The following is a 17,621-nucleotide window of genomic DNA, read 5'->3' on the forward strand; positions in this document are numbered from 1 at the left end:
ATTTGCAAAACCATTTCTTTTTCATATGGTATGAATAAAACACCTTGGAGGGTTCATATGAAAAAATTGATTTCTTTTGTTTTGGTAACTTCTCTTGTTTTCATTTCTACTGCATGTGGCACCACTACAGCCACAACAACTACAGAGGATTCTTTGATTCCTGTACGTTTGAACGAAGTGGTGCATTCTGCTTTTTATGCACCACAATATGTTGCAACTGAACTTGGATTCTTTGCCGAAGAAGGTCTTGATGTGACTGTAGAAATTGGCAATGGTGCTGATGTTTCTATGACTGCACTCATTTCCGATGCTGCTGATATTGCACTTTTGGGTACAGAAGCTGGTATCTACGTATACAATGAAGGTATGGAGAATTATCCAAAAGCATTTTTGCAATTGACACAAAGAGCTGGTAATTTCTTGGTTGGTAGAGAAGAAAATCCTGATTTTGATTGGTCTGATTTGATTGGAAGTGAAATCATTGGCGGTAGAGCTGGTGGTATGCCACAATTGGTTTTGGAATATGTTTTGGCTCAAAATGGATTGGAAGTTGGTGTGGATTTGGAAATGATCAACAACATTGATTTTGCATCCACAGCAGGCGCATTTACAGGTGAAGTTGGTGATTATACTGCTGAATTTGACCCAACTGCCACTACACTAGAAAACAATGGTATTGGTTATATTGTAGCATCCCTTGGAGAAGCATCTGGTTTCTTACCTTATACCGTTTATATGGCAACAGATGAAATGATTTCCAAACAACCTGAAGTCTTGGAAGCCTTTACTGCTGCTATTTACAAAGGTCAGCTTTGGGTTGCTGAACACACTGCTGCTGAAATTGCAGAAGTCATTGCACCACAGTTCCCAGAAAATGATTTGGAAACCTTAACCACAGTCATTGCCAGATACAAAGATCAAGATACTTGGAAAACCAACCCTATTTTCGATGAAGATGGTTTCACTTTGATTCAAGATATTATGGAAGCTGGTGGTGAATTGTCCAAACGTGTACCATTTGCCGATATGGTCACCAATGAATTTGCTGAAACAGTAATGGAATAATTGGCATCAAAAAAGCAGTACTCTCTAGGTTATTCTAGTGAATACTGCTTTTCTTTATTGAATTCGTTGACCAGCAACAAACTTATCTACAATATGTCTATCATCAGAAAGATATAGGATTCTCTCCAAACGTTGCATCAATGTCAATTCTTGTGGATGTGGAATTTGCTCATCATCAATGACAACTGCATCAAATTCATAACCTTCTGCAAAACTACCTACATCACCAAAGAATTTACCACCACCAATGGTTGCCAAGTAAAACACTTCTTCCGTGGTCAATGCTTTTTCTGTATCGTCTATCAATCTCCAACGCAATTTGGACACTTGGATTGCATGTACCATTGCTTTGAACATAGAAATGTCTGTCCCACCAGAAACATCACTTCCAAGACCCATTTCCATTCCTTTTTCCATATATTTTCTTGCTGGTGCAATGCCAGAAGAAACATTGATATTGGATTCTGGACAATGTGCAATGAACACACCATTTTCTTTCATCATTTCCAATTCTTCATCGCTAGAATGCACACAATGTGCCATAATGGTTTTACCATTGGTACCAAACAAACCAAATTCATTATAAGCATCCCCATAAAATTTGGAATTTGGACAAAGTTCCTTCACCCATTCAATTTCACCAAAGTTTTCAGACAAATGGGATTGTGCTGTCAAATTATATTTCTTTTGGATGTCACCCAAAGCATACATCAATTCATCTGTACAAGATGGTATGAATCTTGGTGTAATCATAGGTTTTGTATTTTGGAGGTATTTTACGCTTTCAATCCAACGAATGGTTTCAGAAATGGATTCTTCTGCACTTTCTTCCACCAAATAATCAGGAGCATTGCGATCCATATTCACTTTACCAACATAGGTAATGAGACCTGTTTTTTCCAATTCTTCCATAAACAAGATGGTTGCATCGGTATGTCTGGAAGCAAAGATACAAGCTCTTGTGGTGGCACTTTTCACCAAATCGCCTACATAATAACCATAAGCTTTTTTTGCATACTCTAAATCCTTGAACTTACCTTCTTCTTTGAAAGCATTGGCAAGAAGCCAATCCAACAACTCCATATCCATACCAGTGCTTCTAAAACCATATTGAGGTGCATGGACATGTAAATCGATTAGACCTGGAATTATGGTGTGATTGGAATAATCATACAATACAAAGCCTTCATATTCCTTTGGGATGCTTTTGAAAACACCTGCACTTTTTCCATCTTTGCAAATCAAATATTGATTTTCCAACATTTCCATCTCTGTAGGAGTCACACTATAATAGATATTGCCTTTTAAAATATAATTTTCCATTTCCATTTACCTCAAGTTTCTTATTTTTTATAAAATGGCGTACAATCCAATGTTGCCAAGTAATCTTCTGGTGTTTCTGCTCTACGCATAACGGTAATGCCACCATCTTCTTGGAGCAACAATTCTGCTGAACGCAATTTCCCATTATAGTTGTACCCCATAGCATGTCCATGAGCACCTGTATCATGGATATACACAATGTCACCCATATCAATTTTAGGCAATTGACGATCTATTGCAAATTTATCGTTATTTTCACAAAGACCACCTGCCACATCATATGTATGGTCACAAACAGCTTCTTCTTTGCCCAAAACAGTCACATGGTGATATGCTTGGTACATTGCTGGTCGCATCAAATTGGCAGCACATGCATCCAAACCAATATATTCTTTGTAAATATGTTTTTCATGAATTGCAGTTGCAATCAAACTACCATATGGTGCCATCATATAGCGACCCATTTCTGTGTAGATTGCCACATCTTCCATACCTTTAGGTGCAAAGATTTCTTCATATACCTTTTGTACACCAGCACCAATTTCCATAATGTCACATGCTTCTTCTTCTGGATGATACGGAATGCCAACACCACCAGACAAATTGATGAATGCAATGTGAATATCCAATTCTTCTTTCAATTCCACTGCCAATTCAAACAAAATTTTTGCAAGCATTGGATAATATGTATTGGTTCTTGTACTACTCGCCAAGAAAGAATGAATCCCAAAGTGTTTTGCACCTTTTTCTTTTAAGATACGGAAACCTTCTTTCATTTGTTCCTTAGTCATACCATATTTAGAATCACCAGGGTTGTCCATAATGTCATTTGCCACTTGGAACATACCACCTGGATTGTATCTACAACAAACGGTTTCTGGAATTTCTACCAATTTGCTGAAGAATTCAATGTGTGTAAAGTCATCAAAATTGATGATGGCGCCCATTTCTGCCGCTTTCACAAAGTCTTCTGCTGGTGTCATATTGGAAGAAAACATAATATCATGTCCTTTGAAATCCACCATTTCTGCAATCATCAACTCAGTAAAGGAAGAACAATCTGCCCCACAACCTTCTTCTTTGAGCACTTGCAAAATACCTGGTGTTGGTGTTGCTTTTACTGCAAAATATTCCTTAAATCCTTTGTTCCAAGCAAAGGCTTTGTTGACAAGTCTAGCATTTTCACGCATACCTTTTTCATCATAAATATGAAAAGGTGTTGGATGTTCTGCAATAATTTGTTTCGCTTGTTCCAATGTTATAAATGGTTTTTTCATTTGAATACCCCTTTTTATCGAATTTTGTCTTTCATTATATCAAACATATCTACGCTTTGCAATGATGGAATGGTCTTTTCATGATTTTCTTCACGTTTTTTTGCATTTCATTGGATTTCGAGGTATACTATATGAAAGAAAACGATGGAACCATTAAGAGGTGTATTATGAAGGAATATCTTTCTCAACTGAAACATGTCAAGTTAAAACTAGATTCTAAAATCATTGGTTATGATTTGTCCAAAACCATTGGTATTTATGCCATTGCAACGATTATAGCCCTTATTTTTGTGAAAGTAAATGTGATTAGTGACAATATTTATGGTGTATATATGCTTGCAGTTGCAATCACTGCTTTTTTGACCAATGGCTATTTGTGGAGCATCATCTCCTCTGTTGGTGGTGTAATTGGTGTAAACTTTTTCTTCACTGCACCATACTACAACCTGGATTTTTCAATGGCTGGTTATCCTGTTACTTTTGCCATTTTGCTTTTGATGTCTTGTTTGACCAGTGGTTTGACAGGTCGTGTTAAGAAATCTGCAATTCTAGCTATGTACAAAGAAAGACGTGCAAAAATGTTGGCTGAAATGAGTGCTGAATTGTTGACTGCACATGAAATTGATACTATATTAGATATTTCACTGCGTACTCTACATGATACCTATAATTGTAGTTCCATTATTTACTACCAGTCTCCAAATAATCCAACCATTCAAAAACAACTGTTGTTGCACCAAAAAGATGATTTGATTTTCAACAGTCTATTAGAAAAACAAGTGGCACAAAAAGCATATGACGAAAATGTTGTTACGGGTATTGTAAGCAATCACGAAACACAAAATTGCAAAGGTTCCTATTTGCCCATTGCCACTGACGAAAAAAAATATGGTGTTTTGGGACTCATCATCGAAGATCCCGATACTATTTTGAAAGATACTATCCCTTTTATATCTGTCATGGTAACCCAAATTATTTTGGCTTTGGAGCGTCAACTTTTGGAGGATAAAACCAATCAAATTTTATTGGAGAAAGAACGTGAAAAAATGCGTAGTAATCTTTTGCGTGCTGTTTCGCATGATATACGCACACCACTGACTTGCATTCTTGGTGCAACCAATATATTACAAAACACAAATTCAGAACTGACAAAATTGGAACAGGATGATTTGTTGCAATCCATTACAAAAGATGCTGAGTGGCTCATCCAAATGGTAGAAAATCTTTTGGCTGTCACCAGAATCAACAAAGATGGTGCTCAGGTACAAAAAAGTCAAGAAATTGTAGAAGAAGTGGTTGGAGAAGCCGTTTTACGCATCAAGAAGCGTTTTCCAAATGCACCTATACAGGTTTCTGTTCCAAGAGAAGTTTTGTTGATTCCTATGGATGCAACGCTGATTGAGCAAGTTCTCATCAATTTATTGGAAAATGCAATTAGACATTCTGGTAGCACAAAACCAATTTCTCTTACTGTCAGACAAAAAGAAACAACTGTTTTATTTTCCATTTCAGACCAAGGAAAAGGACTTCCACTCCATCAAATTGATGATATTTTCAGTGGAAAACTCAATGCTTACAACGATTCTAGTCGTGGTTTGGGCATTGGTTTGTCCATTTGTAAAACCATTATCCAAGCACACAATGGAACAATATTTGCAGAAAACAACTCTTCAGGTGGTGCAAAATTCACCTTTGCATTGCCATTGAAAGGAGATATCAAATGAGTCACAAAGAAAAAATTTTAATTATTGAAGATGAAGCTATGATACGTAAATTTATGGAAACTACATTGAAATCAAATGGCTATCAGTCCATTGCTGCCACAACAGGCAAAGAAGCTTTGATTATGATGTCTTCACATTGCCCCGATTTGGTTATTTTGGATCTTGGGTTGCCTGATATGGAAGGTACTGAAATTTTAAGAGATTTACGTAGATGGTCAAATCTACCACTGATTGTAGTATCTGCTAGAAGTGCAGAAAAAGATAAGGTTTTGGCTTTGGATTTGGGTGCTGATGATTATATTGTAAAACCTTTTGGTACATCTGAATTTTTGGCACGTATACGTACTGCTCTTCGACATAATCATACCCATATACATCCACAAAGCAATCAATTGTTCCAAACCAAAGATCTTACCATTGATTTTGAAAAGCATTTGATTCTTTTGAAACATGAAGAAATCCATCTGACACAAATTGAGTTTAAGTTGGTTTCCATTTTGGCAAAAGCACAAGGAAAAGTTTTGACATATGATCACCTGATTACAGAAATTTGGGGACCCTATGCCACCAAAGACAATCAAATTTTGCGTGTCAATATGGCAAATATCCGTAGAAAATTGGAACAAAATCCTGCTGAACCAGAATATGTTTTTACTGAAGTTGGTGTTGGCTATCGTATTGCCATGGATTGATTCTAGATTTCATACACAAAAGCGGCAACCGTTATCGTATTGGTTACCGCTTTTTATATGCCATCTATTTGATTTATGCACTTTCTTCTACCGCTTCATATACATCCAATTCTTTCAACCAGTGACCTCTTTTGTATCGAATCACCAATACAATTGCCCTCAAAATAATATCCAAACTAATTGCAAACCATACACCCAAAATACCCAAGTCAAAAACAGTCCCAAATAGATACCCAAAACCAATACGTATCACCCAGATGCCAACAAAGGTTGTGTATAGTGGAAATTTGGTGTCACCTGCTCCTTGTAATGCGCCTGTTACAATATAAACCGTTGAAACAAAAGGTGTTGTAAATGCCATTACCACAATCAATTGCTTTACACTTGCAATAACTTCTGGTGTATCGGTAAACAATCCAGCCAATGGTTCTGCAAAAATCATAAATGACACTGCAAAAATCACCATCAGCACCAAATTGAACTTATTGGACAACCAAACATAAATATCAGCTTTATCTTTTCTATTTTCACCTAAGCTAATACCCATCAAAACTGCCACCGCTGATGCAAATGACATGGTGGAAATATAGGTGCAACTTTCCAGTGTACCTGCTATGCTATGGGAAACATATGCATTGGTACCAAGAGAAATAATCATACCTGTATAAACCAACTGTCCTACTCGCATCACCAATTTTTCTACGCCTGCTGGTATACCAATGCTTGCAATGCCATGTAATATTTTACGATTCAAATGCACTCTTTGCAAATGCAAGTGAATTCCATGTTTTTTGTGTAACAACACAATAAAAAATGCAATGGTCAATGCAACTCTTGCAATGGTGGTTGCCAATCCAAGACCAAAAATACCCATACCCATAGACATGAACAGAATATTCAACACCACATTCAACACATTGGATGCTGAAGACAAAATCATTGGTGTTTTCGTATCCTTTGCTGAACGCAAACATGCAGATAAGGTTAGTGATAAACTCAAAAATACAGATGGTACTGCTACAGCATAAAAATATGGCAATGCATATACCATAATATCTTCTGTTGCACCCGTCAATTGCAACAATGGTTTTGCCAAAATCAGACTCATGACACCCACCAATAAACCTACAAAAGAACTGAGTATAATTGCTTGTCTGGCTACTTCATTTGCATGGTGCTCATCTTGTTTGCCAATGCTTCTACTCAATATTGCAGAGGTACCCACATTCAATGCAATGAAAAATGCAATGTATATGTTCATCACAATTTCTGTAACACCAATGGCAGCAATTGCACTATCTCCTATGGAACCTGCAAAGTAGCGATCCACTGTGCTGAGCAACGTTTGCAATATATTTTCAATTAAAATTGGAAGTGTCAAAATCCATATTTGTTTGTAATATTGTCGATTCATATGCGTATCATCCTTATTGTAAAATTTTGTTTTTTATCTTATAATAAGTATACTAGATTCTATTAATGAACACGATAGGCATTATTGTACTGATATACAATATTGGACACTTTTGAAAATTTATCCATTAGGAGGCGTTATGGACAGAAGACAAATCAAAACAAGAAAAGCCATTATGCAAGCATTTTACCAGTTGCTCAATGAAAAGGATTTTGAAAAAATATCTGTTTCTGAAATTGCCAATCTTGCTGATGTTGGAAAAAGCACCTTTTATCTACATTTTGAAGCCAAAGAATTGCTCATTGGCCAATTGTGTGATGACTTTTTTTCTCATTTGATGGAGAATCATTCATTGGAATCTCATCTTGTATTATCAGAAATTCTATCACACTTTTTACGTCACATATATTTACAAGACACAAAGTATTTTTTACGACTGCTCAAAGGTAATAATGATATATTCTACACCTATTTATTTGACTATTTGAAAGAAATTTTCAAGAACTATATCGTCTATTCTGATAATGCATCCACACCATCTTTTGATTTTTTGGTGAATCATGTGGTAAACAGCTTTATCGAAGCCATTAAATGGTCTTTCAAAAGCAACAACCAACAATATGATGAAGCCACTGTTTTGGATTTTTTATACTGCAACAAATCGTTGTTGTCTGAACATCCCATCCATTGATTATATTTTACAATACAAAAAGAGAAGATGAGCTATTCACCTTCTCTACTTTTATGTCTATTGATTATGCGTGATGTACACGAATTACAGAACAAATTTCCTTCACCATATCCATTGTGGTGATTTCTTTCATTGCTTCTTCAAATTGTTTTTCCAATACATCGTATGTAACGATAACAATTTCTGCTGATTCGTTGTTTTTATCTTTTTGCAACAACATGGAAATACTAACACCATATTGACCAAATACACCTGCCAAAGCTGCCAATGTACCAGCTCTATCTTCCAATCTCATACGAATATAGAAACTACTTTCTGTGTCCCCCAATTCTTTGATTGGCAACTCTTTGTAGCATCCACAACCAATTCTACCTGCACAATTGTATTGCATATCCCTAGCAATATCCAAAACATCACCTACAACTGCACTGCCAGTAGGCAAAGCACCAGCACCTCTACCATAGAACATAGCATCATCCACAGCATCACCATGAACAAATACTGCATTGAAGGCATCTTTTACAGAAGCCAATGGATGTTTTGCTGGGATTATGGTTGGATGCACTTTCACTTCAATACCAGTTTCTGTATTTTTTGCAATCCCCAAAAGTTTAATTTCAGAACCCAATTCATGTGCATATAAAATATCTTTTGCACTGATTTTGGAAATACCTTCTGTATAAACATGAGAAAAATTAACAGGTGTGTGGAATGCAATGGAAGCCATGATTGCCAATTTACGACCAGCATCATATCCTTCGATATCAGCAGTAGGATCTGCTTCTGCATAACCCAAATCTGTTGCCAATTGCAATGCATCTACAAATTCCATACCATCTTCAGACATTTTCGTCAAAATAAAGTTGGTTGTACCATTGATGATACCCATAACTTCTGTGATTTCGTTACCAAGCAAACATTGTTTCATTGGTCGAATGATTGGAATACCTCCTGCAACTGCTGCTTCAAAGAGCAAATCGCAATGATTTTCTTTTGCAACTTCCAAAAGGTGATGACCTTCTGTTGCCATCAAGTCTTTGTTTGCTGTAACAACATGTTTGCCAGCTTTGAGTGCTTCTTCAATATATGTTCTAGCTGGTTCGATACCACCCATAACTTCTACAACAATGGAAATGCTTTCATCATTTACAATATCTTCCCAGTTGCTGACAAATTTGCTCACATCTGCTTTGTCTGCATATTTTGCTTTGTTACGCACCAAAATTTTAGAAATTTCCAAATTTCTACCTACTTTGTGTGCCATTTCATCTTTTTGTTTTTCCAATATATCGTACACGCCACCGCCAACTGTACCTAGGCCTAGAAGCGCAATTTTATACATATCTTGTGTCATATTCTTTAACCTCCAAATAAAATAAAAACAATTTCTAACTACCTACCTTTAGATTTTACGCATATGTCTAACAATTGTCAAGCACTAATTGTCCTTTTTGAAAAAACATTTTTCCATCACAGAAAAACAAATACATTTTTTACGCAAAAAAACTCCCTTTTTCGGTGTTTTGAAAAAGAGAGTCCTAATTTTAATAGTATGAAATTAAACCAATTGTTTTCCAATAATCATATTGCTCATATCCACTGCAATTCCATCTTTCATGTAAATACGAGGTACACGTTTTGCCACATCACAAGTGATTTCATAGTTGATGGTCCCCAACATTGCTGCCATATCATCAGCAGTGAATCCAACTTCACCTTGTGTGCCCATAACGATAACTTCGTCACCCATTTTAACATTGGGTACATCTGTTACATCCAACATCAATTGATCCATACAAACACGACCAACAACAGGAACCAAGACACCATTTACAACCATTTTACCTTTGCCACCAGAAAGTGCTCTGGAATATCCATCTGCATAACCAATTGGAATTGTTGCAATGATACGATCTGTTTCTGCTTTGTATGTTCTACCATAGGAAATTTCAGAACCAGCTTTTGCAGTTTTCACCATAGCAATGGTACTTTTCCATGTCATAATTGGTGCAATATCAATCATACCTGCACATTCACCAGATGGCAACATACCATAGGAAATGATACCACTACGACACATATCCAAATGACGATCGCCATAAGCAATGATGGTTGCACTATTTGCACAGTGATGCACACCCAAGTTGACACCTTCTGCTTCCAATTCTGCAATCATTTTTATGATGCGATCATATTGCATTGTTGTAAATTCTTTGTGTGTATCGCTATATGCATCTGCAACTGCAAAGTGAGTGAAAATACCTGTAATATGAAGGTTTTTCATTTTGCTCATTGCAAGCAAACTTTCTTTGGAATCTGCAAAGTTTTCATCATCTGTTTGGAACCCAACACGAGTCATACCTGTATCCAATTTGATATGTACATCAACAGTAACCCCAAGTTTTACTGCTTCTTCTTGCAAAGCTTCTGCAAATTCTGCGTTTACAACTGCTTGTGTCAAATTGAATTGTGCCAAATATTTTGTTGCTGCAATTGGAGTATATCCCAAAATTAAAATTGGTTCTGCAATGCCACCATTACGCAAAGCAATTGCCTCTTCGATATTGGAAACACCAAAACATGTATAACCATTTGCAAGCATAGCCTTAGCCACTGCAAGATCACCATGTCCATAAGCGTCTGCTTTTACAATACCCATCAACTTTTTGTCGCCAACTTTGCTACAAATGCTTTTCAAGTTTTGATCCAATACATCCAAATCAATTTCTGCCCATGTTCTTCTGATAAATTCCATAGTTCCTCGTTCCTTTCATGATATGTCAATATTTTAATTGTTTTCTTAAGCCAAATAAAATTGTTTGAAAAACTGATATACATCAACCAACGATTCTTCTATTTCTGTTTTGGTTTGCCCTTCTAAAAACTTTGCACAAGACAAGCGTTCATCCAACAAATCAAACATGGTTTCCATAACCAAGCTATCCTCTTGATTTTTTTGGAAGAACAAAGTGAAATATGGTTTTCTTTCCCGTAAAAAACCACTCAAACCACCTTCAATCTCTTCAAATTTCACACCCAATGCATCCAACTCATCATATAGAGCAATTTGATATTGATGCAATGCATCTGACTGTGGTACAAAAGTTTCTAGGTCCTTCGTTTTGCAAATAGTTGTTGGAAATCCTCTTTCCAAGGCTTTTTTTGCAGCATAACCAGCAGAAATTCCATTCCCATAAATACAAACTTCTTTTCTTGTTGCAATTTTTCTTCTTTGCGTTTCAAAATATTCACTACCCACCTCTGGATGATATGGACATGTCACTGGCAATTCCAATGTACACACACCACATTCTTGACAAGGTATTGGTGGCATATCACGTTCCAACTTGTCCACAAACTTTGTATCACATACCAGGGGTTTCCATGTCAGGATAGCATCAAATTCCTGATTTTGCAAGCATTTTTCGATACTTTCCATCTTAATATTTCCCATCATGATCATCATTGAAATAGAAAGGTTCTTTTTGCATTGGATCAATTCTTCCAGATCATTTTCTTCTGGACAGTTCAAGATGCATACACCATGAATTTCACCCTTTATACTTGTGATCAATTCATAGTTTTTGTCATTCAAATCAGATACACCAATGAAAATTGAACATTTTTGATTGTATGTTGCAAACACTTCTTGTAGCAAAGAAATATCCTTTGCTTCTATCTGTGAACTAATCTCCAATACAACACCCAAAAAGCCCATTTCCAGTGCAAATTCCAGTTTTGCTTGCAAATCAAGCACACCCAATTGTATTTGTAAAAATGATATACATTGCAACTCATCCAAACCTCGCAAACACTGTTTTACAACTGATGGTTCTTGCTTTTGCACTTCTGAAACAGGAAATACAATTCCAGACACACCAAATTTGGCTCTTTCCAAATAAAAAGCAGCCCATTCATTTGCATCCAAAAAGCCCAATTCTTTGGCAGACATCACCCAAGAATTTTTCAAAGTCAAATTTCCAAATTTACATTCCAATGCTTGCATCCAATCATCTCCTATGGAAACAAAACCCTCTGTCACAAAACAGAGGGCTTTATAGTATATTTCAATTTACAATATTATGCTTTCAATTCTTTCAAGCCCATAAGACCTTCAGCGAACAAAGCAGCATCCATCAATTTGATTTCGCCATTTTCATCTTTATCAATAATTGGAGCAAATTCCATTACATCCAAGATTTGTGTTTGCAAATCAATGCCAGGAGCGATTTCTGACAAATGCATACCGTCTTCTTTGAGTTCGAATACACATCTTTCAGTCATGTACATAACTTGTTGTTTGTTTTGCATAGCAACATCACCATTGAAAGTAACTTGTTCAACGGATTTCAAGAATTTCTTTTGACGACCTTCTTGAACAATAATTACTTTGCCATCAACAACATCAACTTTCAAACCACCAGCTGTGAATGTACCACAGAAGAATACTTTAGGTGTGTTTTGAGTGATATTGATGAAACCACCACAACCAGCAACACGAGGACCAAATCTGGAAACATTGATGTTACCTTTGCCATCACATTCAGCCAAGCCAAGGTAGCAAAGATCCAAACCACCACCATCATAGAAGTCGAATTGGTATCCTTGATCGATTACAGCATCAGGATTTTGTGCAGAACCAAATCTTGCACCACCTTGAGGCACGCCACCAACAGGGCCACCTTCTACAGTCAATGTCATGAAATCGCCAATGCCTTCTTCACTTGCTACAGAAGCAACAAATTCAGGAGCACCAACGCCCAAGTTTACAGCAACGTCTTTTTCCAATTCTACAGCACCACGACGTCCAATGATTTTTTTAGCGCTCAAAGGCAATGGAGCAGGTTGTACATCTGGAGCACGTTTTTCGCCAGAAAGTGTAGGATCGTAATCGCAGCTCAATGTTTGTTGATGATCTTCTGGATCTGCAACAACAACGTAATCTACGTAGATACCAGGAACTTTTACAAGACGAGGATCCAATGTACCATATTTTACAACTCTTTCTACTTGTACCACTACGATACCACCACTGTTTTTAACAGCTTGGCATACAGAAGTACCTTCCAAAGGAGCAACTTCTTTTTCAAATGTAATGTTACCAGATTCATCAGCATATGTACCACGAATCAAGCAAATATTAAGTGGAAATGCTGGGTAGAACAAATATTCTTGACCTTTGATGGTCATCAATTCTACGATGTCTTCTGTTGTGCTTGGATTCATTTTACCGCCACCATTTCTAGGATCGATAAATGTACCCAAACCTACTTTTGTGAAACAACCTGGTTTATGACCAGCGATATCTCTGAACAAATGACACAAGGACCCTTGAGAAACATTGTATGCTTCCATTTTGTTTTCCAAAGCCATTTTACCAAGAGCAGGAACTGTTGCCCAGTGACCAGCAATGAATCTTTTGAGCAAACCTTCGTGAGCATAATGTTCTGCACCACGACCATCTCTATTACCTTGGGAACCACAGTACACATAAGTAATGTTGTTTGGTTCACCTGTTTCCAAAAATCTTTTTTCTACAGCTTTGTTCAATGCTTCTGGAATAGCACTTGCAACGAAACCACTTGTTGTAAGTGTATCACCATTTTTTACGAGCATTGCAGCTTCATCAGCTGTAATAATGGGAACTTTTCTCATTATAAAATCCTCCTAAATATGTTTGTTGTCTTGTTAAAAGAATACACCGGAGCAGAATCCCACCCCAGTGTATTGATTATGCTTCTTATTGAAAGATTCCAAGAAATCCTTCTTTCAGATTACATCATTTCTACGAAAGATTGCAATCTTGTTTTAATTTGTTCAAAGGAAGAAACTTCTTGGTCAACTTCGATTGTCAAGTTTTTGATGCCTTTTTCTTCGAATTCTCTGAACATTACTGGGTAATCCCATTCTTCTGGATCACAGAATTTCATCATAGCCACGATGATTGCATCTGCACCAGTTTGAATTGTTTTGTTGATGAGCATTTTGCCACGGCCTTTTTTGGTGTCTGTAGCCAAAGAACATCCGTACATTTGTTGCCATACTTTAGCCAATCTGTAAAGAGGTCCTTCTTCGCTGTCCAATACGTCCACACGAATTTGTCTGGATTCTTGAGCCAAGTCATCAGCAACGATAGCAATTTTGAATTCATTGAAGATATCCAAAAGTTCGTTTGGTTCCAACATGATACCTGTAACCACAACTTTTTTGCCATCCCAAGGTTCAACAGGCATAGCTTTCACTTCTGCGATCAATTCTTTTACCAATTCAGTGTGTTTTTCTTTCAACATGAATTGTCTGGATTTGAATACAGCGTGACGGCTAACAGCATCAATTACTTGTGGATATTCAGCAGCAACTTCTACGAATTCACGCATAGCAACTCTGTTTTCGTTGTAAACTGCGATGGAGTTTTCCAAAGCAACATTTGTAATTTTTACGCCCAAGTATTTTTCAAGTTGCGCTTTTACCAATTCATATTCTGTTACCAAGAATTGATTAGCAGCTTCCAAACCTCTGTTTTGAGGATGTGTAAACACGATTACAGGAGATGTACCTTTCCATTTTTGGCTCAAACATTTCAAAGTATCACAAGGTACAGAGAACAATACTGCAGAAAGTTCATCGTATGCACCTTCACATTGCAATTCCATTACTTGTTGCATGATGGAACATGCGAATGGAGGCAAGTATGTACGAGCTTGGGAAATAGTTTTGCCTTGAGCACCCCAGATACCCATTGGCAAGAAACCTGTAGCATGAATCATTTCTTCTGGAGCGTATACAGGCATGATACCTACAGCGCCTTTACCAGTTTCTGCTTTATAATCTGCCAAAGCCTTTGCAGGATTCGCAGCAACGTCTTTCAATTGTGTTAAGATAGCTTCTACTCTACTCATCGTTTTCTCCTCCTTATTCTGCTACGGCAGCAATATCTGCTTCCATCATTTCAACCAATGCTTGCACACGTGTATCAAATTGTGCTGGAGCAAATGTACGAGGATCTGTTTGGTCACCGTCAAAGCTTACATATGGTTTGCCATTTTTTGCTTTGATCATTTCGCCAGTTTCTACGTTCAAGAAGCTCATAAGTTTACAACTTCTGTTCAAGTGGTAGATAGCACCGTCGATTTGACCACGTTCCATGATACCCATCAAAACATTTGCTTTGTTTTCCAAGCATGTGTTGATATATGTTCTTGTGTAAGCTTCTGCCATAGAATGCAATGTTTCATCATTTGCATCATAGGACAAATCCCACATAGCAGGGTAAGCAGAACCAGTCATAATTGCGCCAAGACCTTTCAAGGATTTGAATGTGTGACCCAAGTGTGGCCATACAGCAATACCTTCCCATTGCACACGGGTTTTTTCATTGCCTTTGAATGCGTAAAGACCAGCTTTCAAGTTTTCTTCCAACTCATCAGCAAATGCTTTGAATGTGATTTCAGCATAATCCAAAGAACGACAAGCTACGATCAAAGCCATGTAATTGAACAAATCGAAACCGTTCAAAGGTGATGGTTTGTATTGAGACATAGAAGCAATTCTGTTCCAGTGATATACAGAACGTTGGGTTTGATTTTTTACATCTTGGAATTTTTTGTAGTCGAAAGGTCTACCACAAATAACTTCCAATTGAGCGATTGCGTTTCTGAATTGAGCTGCAATGTATTCTTTTGCATATTCAGGAACTGGCATTGTATGATTGAAAGGTACGTCGATTACGATGCAAGGAATATCCAATTCCGCTGCAACATTTTCATACCATTTCAACAATGTGTTACAAATATTGTTACATGTAATTACCAAGTCAGGAAGAGGAACGTCAGCTGCAGGAGAGTTCACCAAAACTTCAGGTTTTACGCCTGTAATTGCAGCTTCTTTCAAACATTCCATGTAGCCCATGTTTACTCTACCATAGGAACAGCAATCGATGTTGTAGCCTTTTCTATCAGCAACTTCCAACATATCCAAAGCACCTTTTCTAGCACCGATACCAGCGGAATGTGTTTCAGGATAAATCATAGCAATACCCATAGCCACGCAGAATTCTGGTGGAGCTACAGAAGCAGACCAACATACAAGTTCTCCTCTTGCTTTTGCATCTCTTGCGTCTTGGTCAGCCTTGCCTTGGTAGTAGGCCAACAATTGTTTTGCTTTCATACCTTGTGTTAAACTCATTCTAATCCCTCTTTCTTCGTTTTTTTACTGTCTCGTAAGCGACATTTATCTTTTTTGTGCTGCTTCATATGCAAACAACGCTGCACCGAGAGCACCAGTGGTTTGTGGATTTGGAGCCACAATTACTTCTTTCTTTAAAACACCAGCAACAGCTCTCACTACACCAGCGTTTTGTGCCACGCCACCTGTCATTACAACATCCATTTCCAACCCGCCTCTATAAGCCAAACCACAGGCTCTGCTGGCAACGGAAAGATGAACGCCTTTGATGATATTATTTCTGCTCACACCATTGGAAAGAGAAGAAATAACTTCGGATTCTGCAAACACAGTACAAGTACTACTAATGGGCGCTGTTTCTGTTGCTTGCTCATCCAATAATGCCATCTCGTCCAATGTAGTTTCCAAAACTCTTGCCATAACATCAAGGAAACGACCTGTACCAGCGGCACATTTATCATTCATAAAAAACTGCTTGATACTACCATTGGATTCTAAGCGGATTGCTTTCGCATCTTGTCCACCGATATCAATGATTGTTCTTGCAGATGGCACCAAAAAATAAATTCCTTTTGCATGACAACTGATTTCACTAATTTGTTTATCAGCATCGTCAAATGCAAATCTACCATATCCAGTTGCAACCAAGAAAGAGATATCTTCTCTTGTTAAGCCACTCTTTTGATATGCCAACTCCAAAGCCCTTGCAGGTCCAGTTGAACCAGTACCTACTTGTACAACTTCAGATGCGATTATGTCTTTTCCATCTTTTAAGATTACTACCTTAGAAGAAGCAGAACCGACATCTATTCCCATTGTATACATTTGATTTCCTCCTAAATGATACAAATTTATATCATATTCAAATTGCCTCAATTCCATCGTATTGATTATAGCACTTTTGTATAATGATTGCAACATATATTGTTAAAAATTTATTATTATCCCAAATATTTTGTGTTTTCCATACATTTCCCCACAGATTATGTGAGTTTTACCAATAAACAACCCATTTTTCAATAGATATTCGATATATTTCGCATGCGAACTGCTTTTCATATATCCATTTAACATGTGTTTATTGCATTTATATCTGATTTTTTACCTGATTCTGAATCAATTGAATTTAAAACACTTATGTTTGAGAATGAATTATCAAAGTGAATCCATGTATTTTTCGTGAAACATATTGGTTTTTCGTTAATTTTTTTACATTTTTAAATTGACAAAACCCTATCCGTTTAGTATAGT

At 37.1% G+C, this 17,621-nt stretch carries 14 protein-coding genes; 4 read left to right on the forward strand and 10 right to left on the reverse strand.

Features of this window, described 5'->3' with window-relative positions; all coding sequences use genetic code 11:
• The first annotated feature begins 57 nt into the window (after positions 1–57).
• On the forward strand, positions 58–1,065 hold the full coding sequence (locus tag MJY40_RS07730) for an ABC transporter substrate-binding protein (protein ID WP_317853667.1): 1,008 nt from the start codon (positions 58–60) through the stop codon (positions 1,063–1,065).
• A gap of 54 nt (positions 1,066–1,119) precedes the next feature.
• On the opposite strand, the gene MJY40_RS07735 is transcribed toward MJY40_RS07730, so the two are convergent.
• Both MJY40_RS07735 and MJY40_RS07740 read right to left on the reverse strand, forming a co-directional pair.
• Complete coding sequence (locus MJY40_RS07735) at positions 1,120–2,394, reverse strand: amidohydrolase family protein (RefSeq protein ID WP_317853668.1); 1,275 nt, start codon at positions 2,392–2,394, stop codon at positions 1,120–1,122.
• A 14-nt stretch (positions 2,395–2,408) separates the two neighbouring features.
• Complete coding sequence (locus tag MJY40_RS07740) at positions 2,409–3,665, reverse strand: diaminopimelate decarboxylase family protein (protein ID WP_317853669.1); 1,257 nt, start codon at positions 3,663–3,665, stop codon at positions 2,409–2,411.
• Positions 3,666–3,796: 131 nt separating this feature from the next.
• Here MJY40_RS07740 and MJY40_RS07745 point away from each other — a divergent pair, with 131 nt between their 5' ends.
• Both MJY40_RS07745 and MJY40_RS07750 read left to right on the forward strand, forming a co-directional pair.
• Positions 3,797–5,389, forward strand: a complete 1,593-nt coding sequence (locus MJY40_RS07745; protein WP_317853670.1) for an ATP-binding protein — start codon at positions 3,797–3,799, stop codon at positions 5,387–5,389.
• Positions 5,386–6,081, forward strand: coding sequence for a response regulator (locus MJY40_RS07750; RefSeq protein WP_317853671.1), 696 nt, complete (start codon positions 5,386–5,388; stop codon positions 6,079–6,081). Before MJY40_RS07745 ends, MJY40_RS07750 begins: the two co-directional genes overlap by 4 nt.
• Positions 6,082–6,154: 73 nt before the next feature.
• Here the strand turns inward: MJY40_RS07750 and MJY40_RS07755 are convergent, their stop codons facing one another.
• Positions 6,155–7,495 (reverse strand): MATE family efflux transporter, encoded by a 1,341-nt coding sequence (locus tag MJY40_RS07755; RefSeq protein WP_317853672.1) that lies wholly within the window; start codon positions 7,493–7,495, stop codon positions 6,155–6,157.
• A 139-nt stretch (positions 7,496–7,634) separates the two neighbouring features.
• Here MJY40_RS07755 and MJY40_RS07760 point away from each other — a divergent pair, with 139 nt between their 5' ends.
• Entirely contained in the window at positions 7,635–8,186 is a 552-nt protein-coding gene (locus MJY40_RS07760) for a TetR/AcrR family transcriptional regulator (protein WP_317853673.1), read from the forward strand.
• 64 nt (positions 8,187–8,250) lie between these two features.
• On the opposite strand, the gene MJY40_RS07765 is transcribed toward MJY40_RS07760, so the two are convergent.
• The 7 genes from MJY40_RS07765 to MJY40_RS07795 form a co-directional block, all read right to left on the reverse strand.
• On the reverse strand, positions 8,251–9,540 hold the full coding sequence (locus MJY40_RS07765) for a homoserine dehydrogenase (RefSeq protein WP_317853674.1): 1,290 nt from the start codon (positions 9,538–9,540) through the stop codon (positions 8,251–8,253).
• Positions 9,541–9,744: 204 nt separating this feature from the next.
• Entirely contained in the window at positions 9,745–10,941 is a 1,197-nt protein-coding gene (gene alr / locus MJY40_RS07770; protein ID WP_317853675.1) for an alanine racemase, read from the reverse strand.
• A gap of 45 nt (positions 10,942–10,986) precedes the next feature.
• Positions 10,987–12,192: a hypothetical protein gene (locus MJY40_RS07775; protein ID WP_317853676.1), complete on the reverse strand. Its 1,206-nt coding sequence runs from the start codon at positions 12,190–12,192 to the stop codon at positions 10,987–10,989.
• Positions 12,193–12,266: 74 nt separating this feature from the next.
• Positions 12,267–13,841, reverse strand: a complete 1,575-nt coding sequence (locus MJY40_RS07780) for an acyl CoA:acetate/3-ketoacid CoA transferase (protein ID WP_317853677.1) — start codon at positions 13,839–13,841, stop codon at positions 12,267–12,269.
• Between the two features lie 119 nt (positions 13,842–13,960).
• Positions 13,961–15,085, reverse strand: a complete 1,125-nt coding sequence (locus tag MJY40_RS07785) for a 2-hydroxyacyl-CoA dehydratase subunit D (RefSeq protein ID WP_317853678.1) — start codon at positions 15,083–15,085, stop codon at positions 13,961–13,963.
• A gap of 13 nt (positions 15,086–15,098) precedes the next feature.
• Positions 15,099–16,370, reverse strand: coding sequence for a 2-hydroxyacyl-CoA dehydratase subunit D (locus MJY40_RS07790; protein WP_317853679.1), 1,272 nt, complete (start codon positions 16,368–16,370; stop codon positions 15,099–15,101).
• Between the two features lie 45 nt (positions 16,371–16,415).
• The gene (locus tag MJY40_RS07795; protein WP_317853680.1) at positions 16,416–17,195 is read right to left on the reverse strand and encodes an acyl-CoA dehydratase activase; all 780 of its coding nucleotides are present in this window, start codon (positions 17,193–17,195) and stop codon (positions 16,416–16,418) included.
• Positions 17,196–17,621: the final 426 nt, after the last annotated feature.

It is taken from the genome of Chakrabartyella piscis, assembly GCA_030067835.1.
Taxonomy (GTDB): Bacteria; Bacillota; Clostridia; order Lachnospirales; family Anaerotignaceae; genus Chakrabartyella; species Chakrabartyella piscis.

Coding starts and splice junctions, on each gene's coding strand:
- MJY40_RS07730 (WP_317853667.1), top strand. CDS start 58: ATGAAAAAATTGATTTCTTTTGTTTTGGTAACTTCTCTTGTTTTCATT.
- MJY40_RS07735 (WP_317853668.1), bottom strand. CDS start 2,394: ATGGAAATGGAAAATTATATTTTAAAAGGCAATATCTATTATAGTGTG.
- MJY40_RS07740 (WP_317853669.1), bottom strand. CDS start 3,665: ATGAAAAAACCATTTATAACATTGGAACAAGCGAAACAAATTATTGCA.
- MJY40_RS07745 (WP_317853670.1), top strand. CDS start 3,797: ATGAAAGAAAACGATGGAACCATTAAGAGGTGTATTATGAAGGAATAT.
- MJY40_RS07750 (WP_317853671.1), top strand. CDS start 5,386: ATGAGTCACAAAGAAAAAATTTTAATTATTGAAGATGAAGCTATGATA.
- MJY40_RS07755 (WP_317853672.1), bottom strand. CDS start 7,495: ATGAATCGACAATATTACAAACAAATATGGATTTTGACACTTCCAATT.
- MJY40_RS07760 (WP_317853673.1), top strand. CDS start 7,635: ATGGACAGAAGACAAATCAAAACAAGAAAAGCCATTATGCAAGCATTT.
- MJY40_RS07765 (WP_317853674.1), bottom strand. CDS start 9,540: ATGACACAAGATATGTATAAAATTGCGCTTCTAGGCCTAGGTACAGTT.
- alr (WP_317853675.1), bottom strand. CDS start 10,941: ATGGAATTTATCAGAAGAACATGGGCAGAAATTGATTTGGATGTATTG.
- MJY40_RS07775 (WP_317853676.1), bottom strand. CDS start 12,192: ATGCAAGCATTGGAATGTAAATTTGGAAATTTGACTTTGAAAAATTCT.
- MJY40_RS07780 (WP_317853677.1), bottom strand. CDS start 13,841: ATGAGAAAAGTTCCCATTATTACAGCTGATGAAGCTGCAATGCTCGTA.
- MJY40_RS07785 (WP_317853678.1), bottom strand. CDS start 15,085: ATGAGTAGAGTAGAAGCTATCTTAACACAATTGAAAGACGTTGCTGCG.
- MJY40_RS07790 (WP_317853679.1), bottom strand. CDS start 16,370: ATGAGTTTAACACAAGGTATGAAAGCAAAACAATTGTTGGCCTACTAC.
- MJY40_RS07795 (WP_317853680.1), bottom strand. CDS start 17,195: ATGTATACAATGGGAATAGATGTCGGTTCTGCTTCTTCTAAGGTAGTA.